The sequence below is a fragment of the Luteolibacter sp. SL250 genome, from assembly GCF_026625605.1.
Classification (GTDB): domain Bacteria; phylum Verrucomicrobiota; class Verrucomicrobiia; order Verrucomicrobiales; family Akkermansiaceae; genus Luteolibacter.
In genome coordinates this window covers 3114432-3137615 of sequence record NZ_CP113054.1, presented here as the reverse complement: position 1 = coordinate 3137615, position 23184 = coordinate 3114432, and the positions used below count along the sequence as shown (strand labels likewise).

Genomic DNA, 23184 nt, shown 5'->3' with positions numbered 1-23184 from the left:
CCGCCGATGATGCGGGTTAAAGTTTTTTGCGTTCCTGCGGAATGTGGCATGTTAGACAGACATGTGGATGATTCTCGCACAAACGGTGACCGTGGATGGAGCGGTTCCCACCGAACCCCTCAGCTGGACGGAACAGGCGACCCGCTACGGCCAGAAATCACTGGATACGGTGGTGGCGTTCGCTCCGAAGGTGGGCCTGACCCTGCTGATGGCGCTGGTGGGTTGGAAGCTGGCGAAGCTGCTCAGTGGCTGGCTGCAGAAGCTGCTTGAGAACAAACGGATCGATCCATCCCTCAGACCCTTCCTGGGCAGCCTGCTGGATGCGGCGTTCAAGGTCGCTCTGGTCATCACGCTGATCAATTACCTGGGTATCCCGACAGCCTCGTTCGTTGCGGTCATCGGCGCGGCCGGACTCGCGGTGGGCCTGGCCCTTTCCGGTACTTTGCAGAACTTTGCGGGGGGCGTGGTGCTGCTGATCATCCGGCCGTTCCGGGTCGGGGATATGATCAAGGCACAGACCTTTGAAGGCATCGTGACGGAGATCCAGATCTTCCAGACCGTCCTCAGGACGCCGGATAACCTCACGGTGTTCATTCCGAACGGAAAATTGGTGAACGAATCGATCATGAATTTTTCAATCGCCGGAACCCGGCGGGTGGATCTCACCTTCGGAATTGGATACGAGGACAGCATCGACCACGCACGGGACGTTGTGATGCGGCTCGTGGCCGAAGACACGCGCATCCACGAGAGTCCGGCACCCGTCGTCATTGTCCAGAATCTGGGGGATAGCACGGTGGACATCCAGGCCAGGTTCTGGGTCGCGTCCGGGGATCATTTCAGGGTCTCCTGCGAGATGCGGGAGCGTGTGAAAAAGACCTTTGATAAGGAGAAGATCTCCTTCCCTTTCCCCCAGGTGGACTACCACATGATCGGTCAGGCGCCGAAGCCCGAGGGGGCGTGAAGGAGTGAGGAAATCTCAGCGTGTCCAGGAGAGGTCATGGATGTCCCTCGGACGCGGTGCGTGCCCGGATTCCTGCAGACCGGCGAGGGCATTTCCTCCGATGCGCGCCGGTTGACGGTAGAGTTGCTTGAGCGAGGCGTCCCTGAGTCGCAGCGCGGTCTTGAAGAGGGACATGAGATTGGGGGAATCGAGCTGCTGCCGGTAGTCGGGGAGGACACTGGAGCGGATGTCCGATGGGGCACAAGGCGACCATTCCAACGGGAATCCGTCAGCGGCGACGGCCTCTGCAAGCGTGGCTTCCGCGATGGCAGGAAGACGGTCATCTGCGTCCAGACCGGCGAGCCACCGGTCGGACAGTTCGAAATCCGCCGCAGCATCCTTCCACAGGATGACATCCTGGTGCCTCAGAGGGAAGACATGTCCTTCGGCGTTGATGGCGATGAACGGAATGAACGGAAAAAGGACGGGGAGGCAGGTGTTCGGATAGATGGCGAGGTTCAGATAGCGGCGGGCAACCCGGCGGTATTCCGCAGGGTCGGACAGGTTGCACCACAGGACCTTTGAGGCAGGTAGGATTTCGACCGGCGGGATGGTGACGTTGACGGTGTTGTTCGCCGGGTCGATGTAGAGCGGTCCGAGTTGGATGGCGTTCTGGAAATAAAGATCCTTCAGGATTCCATAGATGCGGCGCGGCCGGATGCCGAGGTCCGTCCATTCCTTCATCCACTCCTTGCCAATCGCCAGCGAGCGTACCCTCCGGGTGATGGTTTCGCATTGTCCCCAAGGATACTGTGGAAGGTGGCCGAGGTCCCTGTCCGCCTGCTTTCTCAGCTCCATGAACCGCCCGAAGAGCTCGTCCGAGCGGGACAGGAGGGATTCGATGAGGCTGGCTGGCCAAGGATCGGAAACCAGATCGAGTGCCGCCGCGTTTTCGAGGAGTTTATTTCGCATTCGTGATTGCTAAGAATAACTGATGAAAAGCACTCTCCCGGCCTCCCTTACAAATGAAAAGTCCAATCGGCAAAGCGGCGAGAATCGGAACGGTGGCAGGCCTGGCCGCCCTGGCAGCGACTGAAACGGCGGAAGCGGCGGCGGTGCTCTCCACCTCCATTTCCATGGTGGATCTTTCCACGGCGGCGGACAACGGCGCGCTGGTGCTGGACATTGATGGCGATGGGACGAACGACTTTTCCATCACCGGGGAGTACTACGGTCCCAATCCTGCCCTCAGTTTCAATGGTGCCTCGACGTCCGCATGGATGGTCTCAGACGGATTCGCGGCCAGTACGGTGGGGGAAGGCTATGAATTGGCCAACGGATCGCTGCCGAACGGAGCCTCCTACGTGTCCACCACGATCCTGTTCGATCCGTTCGCGGGCGTTTCCTACGGTGAGTTCTACGCCGGGGTCAGGTTCTTCCGTGACGGAGAGCTCCATTTCGGTTGGCTGAAGTTCGATATGCCGACGGACGGCACTCTGAACGGAGCCACTCTGGTTTCCGCAGGTTGGGAATCAGAAGCATATGCTCCGTCAACGGTCGGCGCGGTGCCGGAAGCAAGCGCGCTCTTCATCAGCGCGGTTTTCGGCGGATTGGCCGCCGGGCGCCGCCGGCGGTGACGGTCTGTCGGCCCGACGTTTCAATGGAGGGCGAGTTTCTCCCAACAGAAATCCCCGAAGCATGACTTGGCTTCGGGGGATTCCACCCCGTGCCATCCGCATCCGCTGACTTCCTCTTCCTGGAGTGAGAAGTCATGCGCGTGGGTGGTGGTGAACAGATAGCGGAAATCGAAGTGCCAGTGGCCGTCCTCCTGTTTTTTCGCATTGGCAGGCATCCAGTGGGCGTCGATGTCCACGGGATGATCCCCGGACGCCGCGGGATGTGGTTGCACTGTCACGCCGGTTTCCTCCAGCACCTCGCGAGCCGCGCTGGCAGCCAGTGAGTCGTCACCTTCGAAATGTCCGCCGGGCTGGAGGAAGCGGTTCAGTGTCTTGTGGACGATCATCAGGATGCTGTTCCTTTCCTCGTTGAAGACGACCGCACTCGTCGTGATGTGGCCGTTGAAATTCTTCCGGCTGAAAAGGTCGTCGTTCACCGCCAGATAGTCGGTGAAAACCCGCAGGCGCTCAGCCTCTCCGGGATGGCGGGAAAGATAGGCGGAGACGATATCGAGGACTTGGGACTTCTGCATCAGCGGGCTGCTCCTTAAATCGGCTGGCGGCGGAGGGCAAGTGATGGGATGCTTTTCCCAAGCAGACGTGTCAGATCTTTTCACCACTCCCGCCGCCCTCAAAGACAAACCGAATCCATCCGAGCCGCTGGCCGCCAGGATGCGGCCGAGGTCGCTTGATGAAGTGGCTGGCCAGAAGCACATCCTGGCCGAAGGAAAGTTGCTCCGCCGGGCCATCGAGTCAGACCGCTTTACTTCGCTCATCTTCTACGGCCCGCCGGGGACGGGGAAGACCACCCTGGCCAGCGTGATCGCGAGGACAACCGGTTCCCGGTTCGAGTCCCTGAACGGCGTCGAGTCGAACGTGGCGGAGATCCGCGCCAAGATCGACCAGGCCCGCACGTGGCGCGAGCTGCGGGGGGAAACGACGATCCTTTTCATCGATGAGATCCACCGCTTCAACAAGGCGCAGCAGGACGTCTTGCTGCCGCACATCGAGCGCGGCGTGGTGCGGTTCATCGGCGCGACGACGCACAATCCGTATTTTCATGTGAACTCGCCGCTCGTCTCGCGGTCGCAGATTTTCCAGTTGGAAGCTGTGCCTGTGGAGGATGTGGTCGCGGTGCTGGAGCGGGCCATCTCAGATGAGGAACGCGGTCTGGGCGGGCGGGGAATCCAGGCGGATGAGGATGCCCTCCGGCATCTGGCGGAAAAGTCCGATGGCGATGTGAGGAAAGCACTCACCGCACTGGAACTGGCGGCGCTCACCACCCATGCGGACGAAAGCGGCGTGGTGCGGGTGACGCTGGCCGTGGCGGAGGAGTCCATCCAGCGGAAAGCCGTGGTGTATGACGCGGACGGCGACGCCCACTACGACACCGCCTCCGCGTTCATCAAATCCATCCGCGGCAGTGATCCGGATGCGGCGCTCTACTGGCTGGCGAAGATGCTGCACGCCGGTGAGGACCCACGTTTCATCTCCCGGCGGCTGGTGATTTCAGCCTCGGAGGACATCGGCCTGGCGGATTCCGGCGCCCTGCGCGTGGCGTTGGACGCCCACGGCGCGCTGGAGTTCGTCGGCATGCCGGAAGGCAGGATCCCGTTGGCCCATGCCACCGTCTATCTGGCCACCGCCCCGAAATCGAACACCGCCTACGCGGCGCTCGGAAAAGCGATGGCGGACGTGGAAAGTGGCCGCACGCTGGCGGTTCCGCCGCATCTCCGGACCAGAACCCGCAAGAAGCTCGCCAGTGCATCCGGGGAGACCGAAGAGAATTTGCGCTACCTTTACTCCCACGACTACGAAGGTGCTTACATCCCGCAGGCCTACCTCCCGGAAGGCCGCACCTACTACCAGCCCGGGGAGCAGGGGATGGAGAAGCGGATCAAGGAACGCCTGGACTACTGGCGTTCGCAGATGGGGAAATAGGGAACTTCACTTGTCACCGGACTTGGAAGCCTTGGCAGGGTTCGCAAGGGTCCGCTCGATGAACTCGATGATGCCGCCGGCCACGTCCTTCTTGGAGGATTGCTCGATGCCTTCCAGACCGGGGGAGGAGTTCACCTCCATGACGACGGGGCCGTGGTTCGAGCGGAGCAGATCGACACCGGCGACGTTGAGGCCCATGGCCTTCGCCGCGCGGATGGCGGTGGCGCGTTCCTCCGGGGTGATCTTCACCTTTTCGGCGGAGCCGCCACGATGGAGGTTCGAGCGGAACTCGCCCTCGGGAGCCTGACGTTTCATGGACGCGACGACCTTTCCTCCGACGACGATGCAGCGGATGTCAGAGCCTTTCGCTTCCTTGATGAACTCCTGGACCAGGATGTTCGCGTTCAGGTCCTTGAACGCCTCGATCACAGAGCTGGCGGCATTCGCCGTTTCCGCCAGTACGACGCCGACTCCCTGGGTGCCTTCCAGCAGCTTGATGACCAGCGGCGCGCCGCCGCACATCTCGATGAGCTTGCCGGTGGCGTCCGTGTGGTGGGCGAAGCCGGTGACCGGCAGGCCGACGCCGCGTTTCGCCAGGATCTGCATGGAGCGCAGCTTGTCGCGGGAGCGGGCGATGGCGACGGAATCGTTGAGGGTGAAGACGTTCATCATCTCGAACTGGCGCACGACGGCGTTGCCGTAGAACGTGTGCCGCGCGGCGATGCGGGGGATGACGGCATCCGCCTGCAGTTCCTCCCCGTCCACGTAGATGCGCGGCTTGCGGGAGGTGATGTTCATGTAGCAGCGCAGGTAGTCCACCACCCGGACCTCATGGCCGCGCTTTTCGGCGGCCTTGACGAGCGCATCGGTGCTGTAGAGCTGCGGGTTGCGGGAAAGGATGAGGAGCTTCATGGGGCGATGCACGCGGATGGGTGCAATAGACGCGCTCCGGCCATGGTCAACCGGAATTCGTGTGACGGGATTGGAATATGGTAGTGCCGGCCCGTAGCCAGCCTGCCGTCATTTCACCGGAGAGTAATCCGTCGCCTTGAGAAGCTCGGATTTCACGCCATCCTCCACGGTCAGGGAGCCGCCTGCAGCGGCTTCGGAAGCGGCCCGCGCCTTGATCCATTCAGGGTCCGCGCGGAAGGCGGTGAAGGATGCCTTGCCCGCCTCCGGGGAGGCGTGGGCGAGGAAGTAGATGAGGGTGTTGTCCGCGCCCGGCTCGCCCTTCGCAGGTGTGAAGTAGTGGAAGTGGCGCATGCCATGTTTCGTGAACAGGGCGACGGTGTGCTCGCGGAAACGCTTCAGGAGATGCTCCAGGTTGCCGGGGCCGGTGGTGTAGGTACGCAGCTCGAAGGTCTGCGGCGCGTCCGCGGCGGCGTAGGTGATGGTGGAGAAGTCGGTGGGGGAGAGGAAGCGGTTCTCGGACTTGGCGACCAGCTTGCCGCCTTCCTCGGATTTCGCCTTGGCGGCGACCCACTCCGGATCCGCCTGGAAGGCGGCCCATGATTTGTCGCGGGCGGTCTTGTCCGGGTAGGAGAGCAGATAAACCAGCTTGTTCTCCGTGTTTTCGAGCGGCAACCAGTAGCCGACGTTGGTCATCCCGTGCTTGGCGAAAAGCTTCGTCGTATGGTCGCGGAAGCGTGAGTTCAGCGCATCCAGCTTTCCTTCCGCCGCATAGTAGGTGCGGAGTTCGAAGCAGGTGTTGGTGGAGCTTTCAGCCGCGGTGGCGGACATGGCGGAGAAGATGGAAAGGGTGAGGAGGCGGAGGAACGTGACGCGTCTCATGGCTTTGACCGAGACTGGAAACGCAGCCATGGATTGGCGAGGCAAATCCTCGCTTCACACCCGGAACAGTCCTCCGCGTTTTCCCGCCAGGATGGCCGCCCCCATGATGGCCACGGAAAGGAACACCATCGCCCAAACCCCCAGTGCGGCGGCCAGTTCGGTGCCATTCCCCAGCGTGCTGAGCAGGGTATAGATGGCCTTCGTGATGGGGTAGTGCTGGGTCTGCTGGGCGAGGATGAGGCTGTCGCTCACTTCCAGCATGGCGAATGCGAAGGCGAGGATGGAGCCGGCCATGAGGTTCGCCCCGATGAGCGGGATGGCGATCCTCCGCAGCGTGCGTGACGGCGTGGCACCCAGCGAGCGCGCGGCTTCTTCCAACGCGGGGTTGCTCTGCTGGAGGCCCGCCACGGCGGACCGGACGATGTAGGGAAGGCGGCGGAAAGCGTAGGCGATCACCAGCAGCAGGAACGGGTTACCGTCCACCCCGATGAGGAAGTGGAACGGCTTGTCCTCCTGCGACAGCGCCAGGTAGCCGAAGGCCATCACCAGCCCGGGCACGGCGAGCGGCAGCATCACCAGAGCATCCAGCCACGCCCGGGATCTGAGGTCCGAGCGAACCACGACCCATGCCACCGCAAGTCCGATGGCGAGGGCTACGAGCGTGGCACATCCCGCATACATGAGGCTGTTCTGGATCGACGGAACGACCAGACCGTTGCCCAGCGCTTCCATGTAGTGCCGTGCGGTGAATTCATCTGGCACCACCGTGCCATACCAGCGCCCGGCCAGTGAAAGGAGAATTACCCCGAAATGGGGGACGGAGGCGAGGAGGAACACCCCGAGGAAAAATAGGGCGCACGCGGTAGAGCGGATGCCGCCGATGCGCTTCAGGCCGGATCGTCCCTTCGGGCGCGGTGCGGTGCCGAGGGGGGAGCGCCCCATCACCAGCTTCGACAGGGAAAACACCACCGCCGCGACGACCAGGAGGATGGCGGTGAGGGCGTAGGGGATGGGGTTTTTGTCCAGTCCCTTGATGCCATCGAAGATCTGCACCGGGGCGACCCGCGCGTAGTCGAAAACGAGCGGCACCCCCAGCTCCGTGAAGGCCCAGATGAAGACGATGGAGGAGCCTGCGAATACCCCCGGCATGGAGAGTGGCAGGGTGATGCGGAAGAAGCGCTTCCACGGAGGGCAGCCCAGATTTTCCGCCGCCTGTTCCATCGCTGGATCCAGATTCGACAACGCGGCCGCGATGTTCATGTAGAGGATGGGGTAGAGATGGAGGGCGTTCATCACGACGATGCCCGCGAACCGTCCGTGCGCGAGCCAGTCGTAGGGCAATGCCGCATCCATCATCCCCAGGTCGATGAGCAGGGCGTTCAGCGCTCCGTTCACCCCCAGCATCTGCTTCACCCCTACCGCCCCGACGAAGGGCGGGACGATCAGTGGCGCCAGCACCAGCACGCCGAGCACCCTTCGCCCCATGAAATCATAGCGGTGCCCGATGAGGGCGAGGGGAAAGGCAATTGCCAGCGTGGCGATGGTGCTGGTGATGCCGAGCGCGAAGGCATTCCAAAGGCCCTCCCGGTAGATCGGATTCCGGAACACCGCACTGATGAACTCAAGCGTGTAGCGGGTGGAGCCATCCGGCCCCTTCAACTCGAAGGCCTGCTTCACCACCATCCCCGCCGGATAGAGGAAGAACACCGCGAACAGCAGCGTGACGATGGCCGTCAGGAAGATGGCGGTGCCCCGTTTCATCGGGCGGTGGTGGTTTTCGCCCGCGCCATCGCGGCGGCGCGGCGGTAGTTTTCCCTGAACCATCCTCCCAGTTCGGTGGCGCGCGCGGCAGCCTCCATGGGGTCCTTCGAGTCGAGCCGGGCGTCACCCTTGCCGACGGTGGAGTAGGGAACCATGGACACGTCGGAGAATACGGCCAGAGCGTCCTCAGGCATGCCGGCATCGCGGAGCGCCTGCCAGGCATCCTTCATCTCCTCATGGGAGTCGATGCACATCACCTTCACCAGATTCCGGATGGTGTTGAATGCCTTGCTGCCGGTGAGTTCCGGGCGGTAGGTGAAGTTCCCCTCATCCGCGTAGGGATGAACGCCGGGCATGCTGGAGGTTGCCAGATTCTCCGGCGTATAGACGTCCTTTCTCACTGGCATGCGGTGCAGCGAGCGGGCGATGGGGCCATGGGGGGTGCCGGGCTTTCCGAACCAGATCCGCTGGGCCTCCGGCGTCAGGCAGAACCCGACGAACGCCTGTGCGATCTCAGGATGAGGCGCGCCTTTCAGCACGGCAATGGGGTCTCCGCTCAGTGTGGTGCCCGCATGCGGGGCGATCCACTTCAGCCGCGGGCGGCCATCGGCGGTGGTGAAATCATCCTCATAGGATCTGCCATAGAAGTCGATGCACATGCCCGCCGCGGCATTTCCCTGGACCACATCCTGCGGGGGCTTCGGAGCGCTGTCCGTGAAGTAGCGGGCATTCGCCGCCATCCGCTGGATGAGCCGAAGGCCGTTCTCCCATCCCCTGGCAATCGCCGCATTGTCATCGCCGGGAGATGCCGCCATTTCACGCTGGATCTGGTTCTGGAGGATGAGCTCGAACGTGCGGGCGACGGAGCCGCTTTTCGTGGGATCCGCCAGTGCCAGGGATCCCGCGTAACCCGGATCACCCAGATCATCCCACTGTGTCGGTTCCGGCAGGCCCATGCGCTTGAGCGCGTCAGGATTGTAGCAAATTCCGAACTGGGACATGCACGTGGCCACCCAGGTATGGTCGGCGGCGTAGTAACGTTCTCCGGTGAAGGTCTCCGGGATCGCGCTGCTTTCTCCGAACCATTCGGGATGCTTCCTGAAAACATCCAGCGGTACCAGTCGCCCGAGCCTCGCCTGGCCGGAGAAGTCGGGTTCGCCGCCGCCGAAAAAGATGTCGATGCCGATGCCCTCGCGCCCTCCGTCCGTCGCCGCCTCGAACCCGGCGTCCAGCACCATCCGGATCTCGGAGGTGCCGCCCGGCTTCCGCCAGTCCAGATAGATCGTCCGGCCCGTGGAACGCTTCCACCAAGCGGCGAACGCTTCCTCGAACTCCAGCCGGATGGACTCGTGGTGCGGGGTGATGATCACCAGCCGGTCGTCCGCCCCATGAGGGGATACCGTCGCGGTCTCGCGGCGCAGGACCACGGGCAGGGCCACGATGACCGCCAGCAGGCCCAGGATCAGCAGCGCGCGTGTTTTCACCTCCGGGAGATCAGGGTTTGAGGATCACCACATCCGCATGGCGGCAGGAGATGGAGACATGCGCCCCTGGTTCATGCATCACCTGCGGGTTCATCTCCACCACCTGCTGGCGTCCCACCGCCGTGCCGATCTGGTACTGGATGCGCTGCCCAAGATACGTGCGGTCGATGACGGTGCCGGCGAGCGTGTTCTCACCATCCACCTGTTTCAGCCGCCATGCTTCCGGACGGATGGAAATGTTCACCCGCTCACCGGAGGAGGGACTCCATGAGGGATCGCCCATCCGGCCGATCAGGGCCCCGGCATCCGTCTTCGTGATGCAATAACCGGCCTGCTGCTCCACCGCCTCTCCTGAGAAGATGTTTGTTTCGCCGATGAACCCCGCGACATGAGCGGTATGGGGAGAGCGGTAGATCTCCTCCGGCGTTCCGATCTGGCCGATCTTCCCGTGGTCCAGCACCGCCATCCGGTCCGCCATCGCCAAAGCCTCCTCCTGGTCGTGCGTCACGTAGATGCCGGTCAGGCCGTTCTCCTTCACGATCCTCCGGATCTCGCGCCGCATTTCGATCCGGAGCTGGGCGTCCAGGTTCGACAGCGGTTCATCGAGGAGCAGGCACTTCGGTTTCACCACCAGCGCGCGTGCCAGCGACACCCGCTGCTGCTGGCCGCCGGACATCTGGTCGATCGAACGCCCTCCGAAGCCGGGCAGCTTCACCATTTCCAATGCCTCTTCCACCCGCTGCCTGATCTCCGCCTTCGGTACCTTCCGCTCCTCCAACCCGAAGGCAATGTTCTGGGCAACGGTCAGGTGCGGCCACAGGGCGTAGGACTGGAATACCAGCGCCGCCTCCCGCTTGTGCGGGGGCATATCCGTGACCTCGCGGTCACCGAAGAAAATCCGGCCGGAAGTCGGCGTCTCAAGTCCGGCGATGCAGCGGAGCAGGGTAGTCTTTCCGCAGCCGGAAGCCCCCAGCAGGAAGAACAGTTCACCCTGTCCGACCGTGAGGCTGACGCCATCAAGCGCCCGGACCTTGCCGAAGGATTTTACGATGGATTCTGAGCGGATGGAGTCCATGGATACAAGCGTGGGACCATGCTTCCGCAGAAGCGTTGGTAAGCAAGCCGTAACGGTGCCAAATCCGGATCCGAATTTTTTCGGAAATAATCCAAAGATTCTCTTGCAAAGCCTCATGCAGGCACTTACCAAGTGCCCGCCCACCCAACCGGAAAAGCTCGGATGGCGGAATTGGTAGACGCGCTAGACTAAGGATCTAGTGGGGAGACCCGTGGAGGTTCGAGTCCTCTTTCGAGCACCATCCGTTGGGAAGCAATGAATCAGGCCACCTGCAAAGGTGGCCTTTTTCGTATCTTAGATCGAACTCATCTGTAGGAAGCATTGACAATCCGGTTGTGCCGCAGCCACCGGTCAATCGTCGTTGTCCGACCTCCGCGCATTCAGTTCGAACCTGGATTCATTCCCAGGAAGAGAGGTTGTTGTGCTCTTTTCTCCACCTTCCATTGAGCCGGGGAGATGTTGCAGGAATCCAGATGGAAAGCCTCTTCCGTTGGGACCAGCCATGGCCTGGCAGAACATTCATCTGTAGTTAGGAAATCCTACGACGTCGGTCAGATGAAGCTAACCGGCGGATGTGATTGTCCAGCGCACTCCTGCCACGACGTCAGCGCCTGTGGGGAAAGCCGAGCATCAGGCATGATCCGCAGAGCAGTATGGGGACGCCTCGCTCCGGCACTTGGACGATCTGCACCATGTTCAGGAAGCTCCGGTTGTCGATGCCGCTGGAACCGTCCACGGCGAGGAAGAACGTCTGCCCCTCCGCGATGGTGAAGGTGAACTTCACGTGGTTTTTTCCGTCCACGAATGTGCTGTAGGCATTGGGGACCGTGTTGGCGTGGCCCACGTTGCTCTGGTTCATCGCGGTGAGCAGGCTGAAATCGAACACTCCTGATGCGTTGCCTACGGTCGCGTAGATGTTTTTGGGATTGGAGGCGATGTTGGAGTTCGTGTTCCGGGCCATGACGCATGCTTCATCGATCCATCCCAACATGCCTTGCATCACTCATTTCCAACAAATGTGCGGGAAGAGCAAATGCATGTGGATTTTCGGCGATCGCCCGGAGATCGATGGAACATCGCGGGACAACGACTGTTACATCTGCCGGAGAAGTCGGATGGCCTCCGCTGACGGACGGGCTCAACGGGAGAACTTCATGCGGTAGAACCACTTTGTCTCTCCGGATACGGGATGCCCCTGCGCCTCGATGCGGCGGAACCCGGGGGATACGTCTGTCTGATCGGCGGAACCGGCGAAGGGAATTTCCGTCCAGACAACCAGATCGGGGGAGGACCAGAGGGTGGGGGTCACGTTCGGATCATGGCGGATGACGGAGGAAAGCGAGATCTGTCCCGGGCCTTGGGAGATCCGCAGGCCATCCGGATTCATATATCGCACTCCGGCGGGGATACCGCCGGACTCCTGATTGAATCCCGTGCTGCCCGCCAGTCCGGATTCGGTGAGCCACTTGAAGTATTGGTCGGCGGTGGATGCCTCCGCGGAGTGGTTGCCTTCACCCACGGCGTTCATCGCGGAGACGACATAATGGTAGGTGGTGCCAGCGGTGAGTCCGGTGTCCGCGAAGTCGAGTCCGGTGACGTTGCTGTCGAGGGTGAGATACGGTCCGCCGGGATTGGTGGAGCGTTTCACCTTGTAGCGGGTTGCGCCGGCGACGGTTTCCCAGGTTAGCGCGGCTCCCGTGTCACGGGCATTGGCGGTGAGGCCCGCAGGTGCTCCCGGCAGGGTGCCGCCGTAAAATTCCAGCTCGGCGATCGTCGGGGTGCGGAGATCGGAGGAGAGGTAGCGGACATAGCGGTAAGTCCCGGCGGACGGATTGGTGGCGATCGATGTCAGGATGTTGTAGTTCGGTCCTGAGTCGAACATTGCAAAGGTCACCGCGTCCGAGAAGTCGGCATTGTTGGCTCCCTGCACGCATCCTGCCAGCATGGGGCTCGAGTTGTTGTTCATCGGAGTGATGCGGATGCAGTTGATCGCCTGCGGGGAGCCGAGATCGAGCCCCACCCAGCCGCTGATGGCGGTTGCCTGGAAATAGGTGTTCAGCTTGTTGTCGACGATGTTCCCCAGGACATTCGCCCCGTTGGCGGTGACTCCACCGCTGATGAGCGTGCCCGGCAGCTTCTGGACAGCCGGAGGGTTGAGGATGATCTGCGCGGAGTCCACGCTCTCGCCTTTTCCGCTGATGGTACTAACCACGTAGTAGTAAGTGGTGCCGGAGGTGAGGCCGGTGTCACGGAAGGTCGGCTCCGCGATGTTGCTGGCGATGGTGGTGTAGGGTCCTCCATCGGTGGTGGAGCGCTTCAGGTTGTAGCCCGTGGCGTATCCGGCATAGGGAGGGTTCCAGTAAACAACGGCATTCGTTCCGGAAATCCGTCCCTGCACGTTCACCGGCGGGGCGGTCGGGAGAGGCGGTCCAGCGGCGTAGAACTTGAGCTCGGCCACGTTCGCGTAGCCGCCGTTCGGCGAGAGGTAGCGGACATAACGGAAGGTGCCGGGATGGGTGACGGCGAGCATCGCTTCCGCACCCTTCACCGGACGGATGTTGATCTCCGCCAGTTTCTCGGGAGAGCTGAAGTCCGGGCTGTTGGAGCCTTGGAACACGCCGCGGATCATCCGGTCGCTGTGATCGTTCCGTGGAATGAAACGGACCGCGCTGATCTGTTTGGCGGTGCCGAGATCGAGACCGACCCATGCGTTGTCCGCGCCGCCCGGCTCGATGGTGGTGGCGGGAAGATAGTCAAAGGCCTGGATGTTGTTCGCTTTTTCCGTGCTGGCGAGGATCGGCAACCTGAGGGGGTATTGGTCGATCACCGGATGATCCAGGTTTGGCAGTTCCGAGAAGGTGAAAGGCAAGGTGATCGCCGGTGACACACCGTAGTCCGGAGCGACCGCCTCCACCTCGATGAAGCCCGCGTTTTCCTCGCGGATGCGGCGCACGTCCTGCGCGAAGAAATGGTTGTTCGCCGTGGCGCCGATCCACACCCGCTCGCTCGCGCTTTCCGGGTTGAGGTTCCTGCGGTAGTAAACATTGTAGACCAGCACCGCCGTGGGAGAGTGGGTCCATTTCAGGCGCAGTTGGGTGGAGGTTCCCTCATCCGGGTTCACGGCCTGGCCTTCCAGCGCGAGCGTGGATGGAGCGGACGGAGTGGAAGTCGCGCCGTTGCTGATCTGGATCCGTCCCAGGTTGGACGTGTAGCTGGCGATCGCGCTGGGGCTGGAGTAGCGCGCGGTGATCAGCACGATCTTTTTCCCGGCATAGGCGCTGAGAGGGAAATCCGTCGTCGTCCAACTGGTGTCGGTCGCGAGACCAGCGGTCGAGTAAACCATGGTCGTCGGCGCGTCTTCGAACGCCAGGCCGATCTCGATCTTCGCGTCGCTGGCCGCAGAACTCTTGTGGATGAAGCGCAGGCTCGTGTTCGCCTGTACGCTGAGTTGCGTTTGGTAGAGCTTCACCTCCTGCGGCACTTCCGCGGCGAGCGAACCGGAGACCTTCAGTGAGCTGCCTCCGTAGTAGGCTTCGGCATAGTCGATGACCGGCGTGATCGACTTTGCACCCGGCGTGGTCACGATCCAGCGCCAGGTGGGCAGCAGGTCCTGCACGCTGAGGTTCGTCCACTGTCCCGCCATCGATGGAGTGCCATCGATGTGGTAGCGGACTCCCTGTCCGGCGTTGAAGTTGGTGACGAAGGGGAGTGTGGTGACCGCGGAATTCGCCGGAATGTAGTGCGCGAATCCGTTCCAGTTTGGATAGGTGGCGGTGGTTGCGGTGTTGGTGGGATCGCCGTTGGGGCCGGACCAGTAGAGTTCCTCCTGCTGGTTGACCCGGGTGGGGCCGCCGTCGTTGAGCATGCCCTTGAAGAATGGCGTCTCACCACCGTAGATGCCCACGGAGGTATTGTGCGGCTGGCCCTCCGGGAAAAGATAGCTCCAGGTGATGTCGAGTTCGTTCGCGCCGTTGGGATCCGGAGTCACGCCCAGCTTGCGGTAGTTTTCCGTCCAGATGCCCGCATACAGGTCATACGGGCTGACTCCCTGACTGAGTGCGAGCGAGCGTGAGTTCGGCAGCCCATTCGCATTGTTGTACCACCAGAAGTTCAGGAACATCGCGTCGGACACCCGGTCGCCGGTTGGCGTCCTCAGGTAGCCGTCGTTGGAGGTGGTGTAGGCGTTCTGGAAGCTGCGGCTGCCGTTCTCCGCCATCGCATCATACCAGACGAAACGCAGGTGGGATGCTCCCACGGCCGTCGCTTTCGCGCGGAAGTACTGGATGAAATCGCGCATGTTCTGTGCATCCGTCTCATTCGTCTGGTAGTTCTCCTGATTGATGAACCAACCGTCGAAGCCGTAGTAAACGGCGGCCTCGATCAGCTTGTCCGCCACTGGGAAGGTGCTGCCGTCCTTCACCAGCAGGTCGCGGACGCGCTGCAGGGCCGCGTTGTCCGGAGAACCGTTCCAGCCGTAGAAGATCTTGCCGTAGATGCGCACGCCGTTGCGGTGGGCGGCGTCTATAGTGTGTGCGGTGGGTGTGAGGATGGTTTTTGTGTCGCGGTCGGACGAACCCCAGAACACCATGTCATCCGTGTATTGCCACATGCTGGGTGCGAACAGCCGGTAGGTGCGGAACCCGCTGGGACTGGCGACAGGGATGGTGTTGAACGTGGTGATGGACTGCACCCGTGCTTCCCCCGGCCGAGCATGGGGATTCACGTTCCAGAGTGAATTCAGAGCGGGGTTTTCGGAAACTCTCGGCGCCGTGAAGCGTGCGGCCAGTGGCACGACGCTGCGGTTGTAGGGCGCGTTCGGATCGGTCTCCGGACTCCAGTTCAGGATCTCCGTCGGGTTCCACTGCGGAGCGGCGGGGGTGAACTCGTATTGTGCGGTGGATGACAGATTGCCGGAGAGCAACAACGCCAGCGAAAGCGCGAGGGACTTTCCGGCGGGGCATGGGTTTGAGGAGGAGGACGCGGGCATGGGATTGGCTTTTTGGCTGTCCGGAGCCACCGGCCTTCAGCGAACGGATGCGCATGAAAGCCGGAGGTCCGGATGAGGTGCACAGGCACCCGGAACCAGAGGAGCCGTTCAACGGTCTCCACTGATTCCCTCTTTGGGTTTGGTGGTGACCGCTACCAGCCCCCATCGGTATTTCAACCGAATGTGGATTTCACGAATCCAGTGGTGGACCACACCAACATCAGGTGGATGTCCGGAGACCTTGTGAGTCCATGGCGAAAAACCGACACCCGCACCGGACGGAGCCGGTACGGGTGCGATCTATGCCTCCCATGAAATATTGATCAACGGATGTCGCGGGGGTCTTCCCGGTCACCTCCACCCATCCGGAAGCGGAAGCCGCCGCCGCGGAAGTTGTCGTCGAACTTGAATTTTTCGATCCGTTCGCGCACGTCCTTCGGAGCGGCGGACTTGTCCTGGTCCGTGTCCCATGGGCCGGCCCAGATTTCCCTGCCTTCGTGGTCGCGCACGGTGATGTCCTTCTTCCCGTCACTGGACTTCATCTCGATGCTGCCATCGTTGTCCATGAAACGGAATGTGGCGTCTGATTTGAACTGGAAGCCGCGGAAACCGTTCTTCCGGGGGGTACTTCCCGGGTCACTTTCCCGTTGGAAAGCGTCGCCCCGGCGTTCCCTGAACTCACGGAGTTGTCCGGAATCCCTCATTAGCTGGCGGTCGATCATGTCGCGGATGCGGTCGGCCTGGCCGTCCGGCATGCTGTCGAGATCAAGGTGTCCGAGTTGGCGTGGATCAACCACGGTGCTGGCACCTTCAGGACGGGTTTCGAGTTTGACCGTTTTGGTCGCCTTTGTGCCCTGGTGGATGAAGTCGATGGAAACATCGTCGCCCGGCTTGCCTGCGGAGATCTCCCTGGAGAGATCCACGGGAGAACCGACGGTTTTTCCTCCGACATGGGTGATGACGTCATATTTGGCGAAGCCTGCCTTCTCGGCGGGGCCGCCGGGGGCGAGGTCGCGGATCATCACGCCCTCGCCGGCGCGGAGGCCGATGTGGGCGGAAAGCATTTCCGGGATGTCATCGCTGATGATGCCGATGAAGGCGGTCGCTTCCTTGGCGGTTGGCACAAGGGGGCGGGTGTTGACCTCTAGCCCATCCCCGGACTTCGGGGCGGAATCCGGGGCCTTCACCGACGGGGGAGGTGGCGCGTCATCCTTCGGCGGCTCGATGGCCGGGGCGGGGAGGATGGCGAGCAGGCCTAGGCCTGCCGGGATGATCATCTTATGATGGATCGTTTTCATATTTACATACGGTAAGCGCAGTAGTTATGGAAATCTGTCTTTTTATGTTTGTGGTCAGTCCATTTTTTCCGGGACGAAGATATACTCCGTCCGTGGTTGTTCGACGACGACGGTCTTTCCTTCGGTGTTCCGGAGGGTCACCTTGTCAATGTAGGTGAGCTTCAGCACGCGGTGGGGTGTTCCTGACTGGTGCCACGCGACGCCTTCATCCTTCGCATCGGAAAATCCGGTGTTCATGATGTAAGGGGTGTAGTTGGAGGATGGTTGGGAGATGGAAGATCTGACCGGGTCAGGAGGGGACTGCTGCGCGATCCGGCCCGATGGGGCGGGGATGCGGTCCGGCATGAGGAGGGCGGTGGCACCGCCAATGAGGGCGACGGCCGCGGCTGCGGCCCACATGGGGCGGTTGCCCTTGCGTGGGGCGGAACGGACCGGAGCGGTCTTCGGAAAGAGGACAATCTTCTCGTTCACCGGAAACGGTACATCCGCGACGATCTTCTCCATCCGCAACATGAAGTCCGCGGAGAGTGCCGCGGGAGCGCGGCCGGAGAGTTCCTTCCCGAAGCGCAACTCCTCCGCCGACAGGATGATGAGCTGGTCATCCGCCGCCGCCTCGAGGCGCGCAAGGAAGTCCTGGTCCAGCGCGGTGGGGTCGAGGCCACGCAGCGCCTTCTCAAGCTCCTTGGTGTCGGAAGATATGGGATCGGATGCCATGGGTGGGATATGTCAGATGGAAAGGTCACCGCGCCTGCGGGCGCCGCCGAGATGTTTCTTCAATGCTTCAAGACCATAGCGATACCGGGAGGCCGCCGTGTTTTGGGAAATGCCGAGAGCTTCACCGATTTCAGCGAAGGTGCGTTCACCCCATATTTTCATGGTGATGACTTCGGCGAACTTCGGGGGGAGTTCCTTAAGCCCGTCCTCGAGCTGGGTGCGGGTTTCATCGTCCGAGCCCCCACCCTCGAACCATGGATGGAATGCTTCCTTCGATTCCTCCTCGATGTCCGCGCCCACATTGTCCTCCCTGCGCTTGCGGCGGTCATCCTTGCGGCTGAGATCGATGGCCAGACGGCGGATGGCGGTGTAGAGATAGGGCATCCAGGATTCCTGGCCGCCGACGAATTCACCGGAGCGCAGCTTGTCCACCAGCTTCACCAGCGCGTCCTGAAAGACATCCTGCGCATCCTCCAGCGAACGGGTCTGCTGGCGGGCGAAAAGCAGGAGCTTGGGGCCGTTCTCAGCCAGCCACTCCCGCCACGCGGAGGCGGCTGGAGAGGTTTCTGAGGCGGCGGAGAAACTGGCCATGGGAGAGGACGTTTCCATATGAGCGTCATCGCCCGGGAAATTTGTTTGTGCCAATTTTTCCGGTGTTGGAACATCGAGAGGGAGGCACGGGGCCTGCGCCGTGCTTCTCCCTGCTCAAATCTTGCACTTCGCCAGCTTGAGCACCCGCGTGAAATGCGGTTTCTCCACCGGGGTGATGGAAAGGCGGGTGCCTTTCTGGCAAACCATCATCTCCTGCAGGGTGGCGTCCGTTTTGAGGACTTCCAGCGGCAGCAGTTCATCGAATTTTGCCACGAATTCGAAGTCCACCAACCACCAGCGGGGATTGTCCGGATTGGACTTCGGGTCGTGGTATTCGCTTTTCGCGTCGAACTGGGTGCTGTCCGGGTAGGGCTCGGACGCCACACGGGCGACACCGGCGACACCGGGAGGGGTGGCGTTCGAGTGGTAGAAAAGGGCAAGGTCGCCGACCTGCATATCCTTCCACATGTAGTTGCGCGCCTGGTAATTGCGCACGCCGTTCCAGGGTTCCTTCTTCACCTGTTCCAGCTCGTCGATGCCGAAGACATCCGGCTCGGATTTGATCAACCAGTGTTTCATGCGATGGCCTTGACGAGTCCTTCGCGGGGAGCGGGGAGGGGGAGGTGTTCCGGGCCGAGTTCGAGTCCCTTGCTGGCGCGGACGTCCATCTCGATGGCTTCCAGCACATCCAGTTCCGGACGGAAATCCGCGGCATGGTAGGAACTGCGGACCAGCGGACCGCTGGCCACGTGGCGGAAACCCTTCGCGAGGGCGATCTCCTTCAATTCGTCGAAGGCATCCGGGGTGATGTATTCCACCACCGGCAGGTGCTTCGGCGTCGGGCGCAGGTATTGGCCCAGCGTGAGCACCGTGACATCGTGTTCGAGGAGGTCGTCCAGAGCCCGGAGCACCTCGTCCCGGCGTTCGCCGAGACCCAGCATGATGCCACTCTTGGTCGCCACGTTTCCGTTGACCATGGCCTTCGCCTTTTTCAGGACGGTCAGGCTGCGGGCGTATTTGGCGCGGGAGCGGACCAGCGGGGTGAGCCGCTCGACGGTCTCCAGGTTGTGGTTGAAGATGTGCGGACGGGCGTCCATGACCATGGAGAGAGCCCAGTCGCGGTCGTTGAAATCCGGGACCAGTACCTCGATGATGATGCCGGGATTGGTGGTCCGGATCGCCTCGATGGTCTGCTGGAAATGTTCGGCGCCACCGTCCTTGAGATCGTCCCGGGCGACGGCGGTGATGACCACGTGGCGGAGGTTCATCCGGCGTGTGGCCTCGGCCACCCGGGCGGGTTCATCGCTCTCCAATGCGTCCGGACGGGCGGTTTTCACCGCACAGAAGCCGCAGGCACGGGTGCATTTGTCCCCGGCGATCATGAAGGTCGCCGTTCCCTGTCCCCAGCACTCCCAGCGGTTCGGGCACTGGGCCTCCTCGCAGACGGTCACCAATTTCAGATCGGTGATCAGGGATTTGGTGGACCAGAACGCCGGGTTGTTCGGCAGGCGGACCTTGATCCAGGATGGTTTCTTGTCCCGGTGGAGGGCCGGGTCCATCTTCATTTTCGGGCCGCAGGCAGACATGTTTCGGCGGTAGGTTATGGGGGGATACCCCGGGGGGAAAGGCGAAATTTTCCGCCCGCCGGGAGATCGTGCGGAATGTCGCGGGATGGTTCCTCACAGTTGGCTGGGTGGAGCGCCTCAAGAACGTCCCGGGAAGGCAAATGATGGCTGGAAATTTTCCACCGTTCTGTGCCTAAGATGCGCCGCCGCCGGGGAGTCACCGGCAGGTATATCCCACGCCACTTTCCCATGATGATGAACGAGCCTCCCGCCACGCCCGCCTCGCAGGAACCGATCCAGGGGGAATACGATGTCGTCGTCCTCGGCGGCGCGCTGTCCGGTGGTGCCACCGCCACCCTCCTCATGCGGCGGAATCCTGGCATCCGGGTGCTGGTCATCGAGCGCACGGAACGTCTGACCCGGCGGGTGGGGGAGGCCACGGTGGAGGTCAGCGCCTACTTCATGGGCCGTGTCCTGGGACTGACGAAATATCTGAACGAGCACCACATCGTGAAACAGGGGCTGCGCTTCTGGTTCAAGAACGACGATGTGAAGCAGCTCGATGAAGCCAGCGAGCTGGGTGCGCTCTACCAGGTGAGGCTTCCTTCCTACCAGCTCGACCGCTCCACATTTGACGAAGAGGTTCTGCGCCGCGCAGCGGAGGCGGGGGCGCAGGTCATCCGTCCGGCGGTGATCCGGAATGTGGAGTTGAACGACGGCGGCCAGCAGACTGTGGAGTTCAAATACCAGGGGGAAACCCGCACGGTGAAGGCCCGCTGGGTGGTGGATGCCACCGGCGTGGCGGCCCTGCTGGCCCGGAAGAACGGCTGGTGGGTGCGCAATACGGAGCACCCCACCGCCGCCGCATGGTCCCGCTGGAAGGGGCTGAAAGACTGGGACGGCCTGGAGCTTTCCGCAAAATATCCCGCATGGTCGAAATCCGTCCATAGCGTCCGGGGCACCGCCACCAACCACATCATCGGCGATGGCTGGTGGAGCTGGTGGATTCCCCTCAAGGGTGGTGATACCAGCGTGGGTGTCGTCTTCGACCAGCGCATCGTCCCGTGGGAGGAGGGGGGCAGTGTCGCCGACAGGCTGAAGGCTTTCCTGATGAAGCATCCTGTGGCCGCTGAGATCCTGAAGGACGCGGAATACGATGAGGAGGACGTCCACTGGCGGCGGAATCTGGCCTACTACAGCACCACCTTTTCCGGAGATGGCTTCGTCCTCGTCGGCGATGCCGCGGCATTCATGGATCCTTTCTACAGTCCGGGCATGGACTGGATTTCCTTCTCCACCAGCAGCGCGGCGAACCTCATCACCCAGCAGCGCAACGGCGGTTGCATGAAGACCCTGGTGCCCAAGCACAACCGGGACTTCTCCGTCTGCCACCGCCGTTGGTTCGACAGCGTCTACAAGGACAAATACCACTACATGGCGGAGTGGGACCTCATGAGCTTGGCCTTCCGCCTGGACCTCAGCCTCTACTACTGGGGAGTGGTCCAGCCGCCCTTCGCGGAGGGTGCGTCGGCGCTCTACAGCCCGCCCTACTCGCCGCCGAGCGGGAAGGTCTTTTCCGCGCTGATGAGCTGCTACAATCGCCGCTTCGCCACCATCGCCAAGCGCCGCCGCCGCCTCGGCCTGCTGGGTCGGACGAACAAGGGCAACCGCTGCCTCATCCCGGGCTTCACGCTGGAGCGGAAGGACATGTTCCGCCTCTTCGGCCTGCTGAAAGATTGGGCTGTGCTGGAACTCAAGGAAGGCTGGAAAAGCTGGGGCCGCAAGCCAACTGAGAAGGATGACGATCCGCTTTCGTTTTTCCCACCGAAAGGATCCGCTCCTTCCACGGACGCGACCGTCCCTTCGAATGCATCCACTGTTGCGGATCCTTCATGAGACGGGCCACCATTTTCTATCTCCTTGTTCTCATCATCGTCGGTGGCGGCATCCTCGCCGTGCTGAAAATGGGGGGCGACCTGCCGTTGCCTGTTCATGCGGGAGTTTCCGGCAGTGCGGTCCATTCGGTACCAGCCGCTCCTGAAACTGGCGCTGTGGATAGCATGTTTTCCACCCTGCGGGCGAACTTCTCCCACCCGCTGAGCCACCTGTTCATCCAGCTCCTGGTCATCATCTCCGCCTCACGGTTGGTCGGCGCGCTGTTCACCAGGTTCGGCCAGCCGTCGGTTATCGGGGAAATGGCGGCGGGCATCCTGCTGGGGCCGTCACTCTTCGGCTGGGTGTCACCGGAGTCATTCGTGTTCGTTTTCCCACCGGACTCGCTGGGGGCGCTGAAACTCCTGAGCCAGATCGGCGTCTGCCTGTTCATGTTCGCCGTGGGCATGGAACTGGACATGAAGCACGTGCGGAACAAGGCGCATACCGCCGTGGTCGTCAGCCACGCCAGCATCGCCATTCCGTATCTGCTGGGGGTGATCCTGGCTTATTTCCTCTTCACCAGCCTGGCCCAGCCGGGGACGAACTTCCTTTCCTTCGCACTCTTCATGGGCATTTCCATGAGCATCACCGCATTTCCGGTGCTGGCCCGCATCCTGCAGGAGCGGAAGATGACGAACACCTATCTGGGGCACACCGCCGTGACCTGCGCCGCAGTGGATGACGTGACCGCGTGGAGCGCGCTCGCTTTCGTCGTCGCCATCGCCGGATCCACCAGTCTCACCGGCTCCGCGCTCAACCTGGGTCTGGTCGTCATCTTCATGGTCATCATGGTGTGGGCAGTCCGCCCGCTGCTGCCGAAGATCATCGGCTCCGCCGAAATCGAGCGGCCGGATCCGTCCCGCCGCACGCTCGCCATCGTCGTCTGCCTGGTACTTGCCAGCGCCCTCTGCACCGAGGCGATGGGCATCCATGCCTTGTTCGGCGCTTTCCTCGCCGGTGCCATCGTCCCGGACAAGCACGGCTTCCGCGAGAAACTCAGCCTGCGGATCGAGAACTTCAGCACCGTGCTGCTGCTGCCGCTGTTCTTCGCCTTCACCGGCCTGCGCACACAGGTGGGCTTGCTCAATGATTTTAGCAGTTGGATGATCTGCCTGGCCATCATCGGCGTGGCCACCCTCGGGAAACTCGGCGGCACCGCCTTGGCCGCGCGCTTCACTGGCATGAACCTGAGGGACTCGCTCCAGCTCGGCGCACTCATGAACACCCGCGGCCTGATGGAACTCATCGCGCTCAATATCGGCTACGATCTGGGCATCCTCTCGCCGCGCATCTTCGCCATGCTCGTCATCATGGCTCTGGTCACCACCGCCATGACAGGACCGCTCCTCACCTGGTTCGGCAGGATCAAGGTGAGGGAAGTGCAGCCCGCCGGTGCCGGAAAGGTGCATCCCGTCTGATTTCA

19 protein-coding genes and 1 tRNA gene are annotated in these 23184 nt (G+C 62.1%); 6 read left to right on the top strand and 14 right to left on the bottom strand.

Features of this window, described 5'->3' with window-relative positions; all coding sequences use genetic code 11:
• Positions 1-67: 67 nt before the first annotated feature.
• Positions 68-964: a mechanosensitive ion channel family protein gene (locus tag OVA24_RS13815; protein ID WP_267670451.1), complete on the top strand. Its 897-nt coding sequence runs from the start codon at positions 68-70 to the stop codon at positions 962-964.
• Between the two features lie 15 nt (positions 965-979).
• Here the strand turns inward: OVA24_RS13815 and OVA24_RS13810 are convergent, their stop codons facing one another.
• Positions 980-1915, bottom strand: a complete 936-nt coding sequence (locus OVA24_RS13810; RefSeq protein WP_267670450.1) for a hypothetical protein — start codon at positions 1913-1915, stop codon at positions 980-982.
• Positions 1916-1968: 53 nt separating this feature from the next.
• On the opposite strand from OVA24_RS13810, the gene OVA24_RS13805 reads away from it, so the two are divergent.
• Entirely contained in the window at positions 1969-2580 is a 612-nt protein-coding gene (locus OVA24_RS13805) for a hypothetical protein (protein ID WP_267670448.1), read from the top strand.
• Positions 2581-2600: 20 nt separating this feature from the next.
• Here OVA24_RS13805 and OVA24_RS13800 read toward each other — a convergent pair whose 3' ends face one another.
• Entirely contained in the window at positions 2601-3152 is a 552-nt protein-coding gene (locus OVA24_RS13800) for an NUDIX hydrolase (RefSeq protein WP_267670447.1), read from the bottom strand.
• Between the two features lie 139 nt (positions 3153-3291).
• Here OVA24_RS13800 and OVA24_RS13795 point away from each other — a divergent pair, with 139 nt between their 5' ends.
• A complete protein-coding gene (locus tag OVA24_RS13795; RefSeq protein ID WP_345783444.1) occupies positions 3292-4560 on the top strand; it encodes a replication-associated recombination protein A in 1269 nt (422 codons plus the stop codon).
• 6 nt (positions 4561-4566) lie between these two features.
• On the opposite strand, the gene rimK is transcribed toward OVA24_RS13795, so the two are convergent.
• From rimK to OVA24_RS13770, 5 genes are all read right to left on the bottom strand, one after another.
• Positions 4567-5472, bottom strand: a complete 906-nt coding sequence (gene rimK / locus OVA24_RS13790) for a 30S ribosomal protein S6--L-glutamate ligase (RefSeq protein WP_267670445.1) — start codon at positions 5470-5472, stop codon at positions 4567-4569.
• Positions 5473-5580: 108 nt separating this feature from the next.
• A complete protein-coding gene (locus tag OVA24_RS13785; RefSeq protein WP_267670443.1) occupies positions 5581-6351 on the bottom strand; it encodes an NIPSNAP family protein in 771 nt (256 codons plus the stop codon).
• Between the two features lie 54 nt (positions 6352-6405).
• Positions 6406-8112, bottom strand: coding sequence for an ABC transporter permease (locus tag OVA24_RS13780; RefSeq protein ID WP_267670442.1), 1707 nt, complete (start codon positions 8110-8112; stop codon positions 6406-6408).
• Positions 8109-9596: an ABC transporter substrate-binding protein gene (locus OVA24_RS13775; RefSeq protein WP_267670441.1), complete on the bottom strand. Its 1488-nt coding sequence runs from the start codon at positions 9594-9596 to the stop codon at positions 8109-8111. The genes OVA24_RS13780 and OVA24_RS13775 overlap by 4 nt, the downstream gene beginning before the upstream one ends.
• Before the next feature lie 10 nt (positions 9597-9606).
• Positions 9607-10671 carry an ABC transporter ATP-binding protein gene (locus OVA24_RS13770; protein ID WP_267670440.1) on the bottom strand — a complete coding sequence of 355 codons (1065 nt, stop codon included), beginning with the start codon at positions 10669-10671 and terminating at the stop codon, positions 9607-9609.
• Positions 10672-10827: 156 nt separating this feature from the next.
• Between OVA24_RS13770 and OVA24_RS13765 the strand changes: the two genes are divergently transcribed.
• Positions 10828-10912: transfer RNA gene (locus tag OVA24_RS13765), tRNA-Leu, on the top strand.
• Positions 10913-11275: 363 nt separating this feature from the next.
• Here OVA24_RS13765 and OVA24_RS13760 read toward each other — a convergent pair.
• From OVA24_RS13760 to lipA, 7 genes are all read right to left on the bottom strand, one after another.
• A complete protein-coding gene (locus tag OVA24_RS13760; RefSeq protein WP_267670439.1) occupies positions 11276-11662 on the bottom strand; it encodes a hypothetical protein in 387 nt (128 codons plus the stop codon).
• Positions 11663-11809: 147 nt separating this feature from the next.
• Positions 11810-15658, bottom strand: a complete 3849-nt coding sequence (locus tag OVA24_RS13755) for an endo-beta-N-acetylglucosaminidase (RefSeq protein ID WP_267670437.1) — start codon at positions 15656-15658, stop codon at positions 11810-11812.
• Positions 15659-15981: 323 nt separating this feature from the next.
• Positions 15982-16956: a S1C family serine protease gene (locus OVA24_RS13750; RefSeq protein ID WP_267670436.1), complete on the bottom strand. Its 975-nt coding sequence runs from the start codon at positions 16954-16956 to the stop codon at positions 15982-15984.
• 54 nt (positions 16957-17010) lie between these two features.
• The gene (locus OVA24_RS13745; RefSeq protein ID WP_267670435.1) at positions 17011-17670 is read right to left on the bottom strand and encodes a hypothetical protein; all 660 of its coding nucleotides are present in this window, start codon (positions 17668-17670) and stop codon (positions 17011-17013) included.
• Between the two features lie 12 nt (positions 17671-17682).
• Positions 17683-18261 (bottom strand): RNA polymerase sigma factor, encoded by a 579-nt coding sequence (locus tag OVA24_RS13740; protein WP_267670433.1) that lies wholly within the window; start codon positions 18259-18261, stop codon positions 17683-17685.
• A gap of 114 nt (positions 18262-18375) precedes the next feature.
• Positions 18376-18840 carry an EVE domain-containing protein gene (locus OVA24_RS13735; protein ID WP_267670432.1) on the bottom strand — a complete coding sequence of 155 codons (465 nt, stop codon included), beginning with the start codon at positions 18838-18840 and terminating at the stop codon, positions 18376-18378.
• Positions 18837-19847, bottom strand: coding sequence for a lipoyl synthase (gene lipA, locus OVA24_RS13730; protein ID WP_267670431.1), 1011 nt, complete (start codon positions 19845-19847; stop codon positions 18837-18839). The genes OVA24_RS13735 and lipA overlap by 4 nt, the downstream gene beginning before the upstream one ends.
• A 228-nt stretch (positions 19848-20075) precedes the next feature.
• Here lipA and OVA24_RS13725 point away from each other — a divergent pair, with 228 nt between their 5' ends.
• Complete coding sequence (locus tag OVA24_RS13725; RefSeq protein WP_267670430.1) at positions 20076-21722, top strand: NAD(P)/FAD-dependent oxidoreductase; 1647 nt, start codon at positions 20076-20078, stop codon at positions 21720-21722.
• Positions 21719-23179 carry a cation:proton antiporter gene (locus OVA24_RS13720; RefSeq protein WP_267670428.1) on the top strand — a complete coding sequence of 487 codons (1461 nt, stop codon included), beginning with the start codon at positions 21719-21721 and terminating at the stop codon, positions 23177-23179. Before OVA24_RS13725 ends, OVA24_RS13720 begins: the two co-directional genes overlap by 4 nt.
• Positions 23180-23184 lie beyond the last annotated feature (5 nt).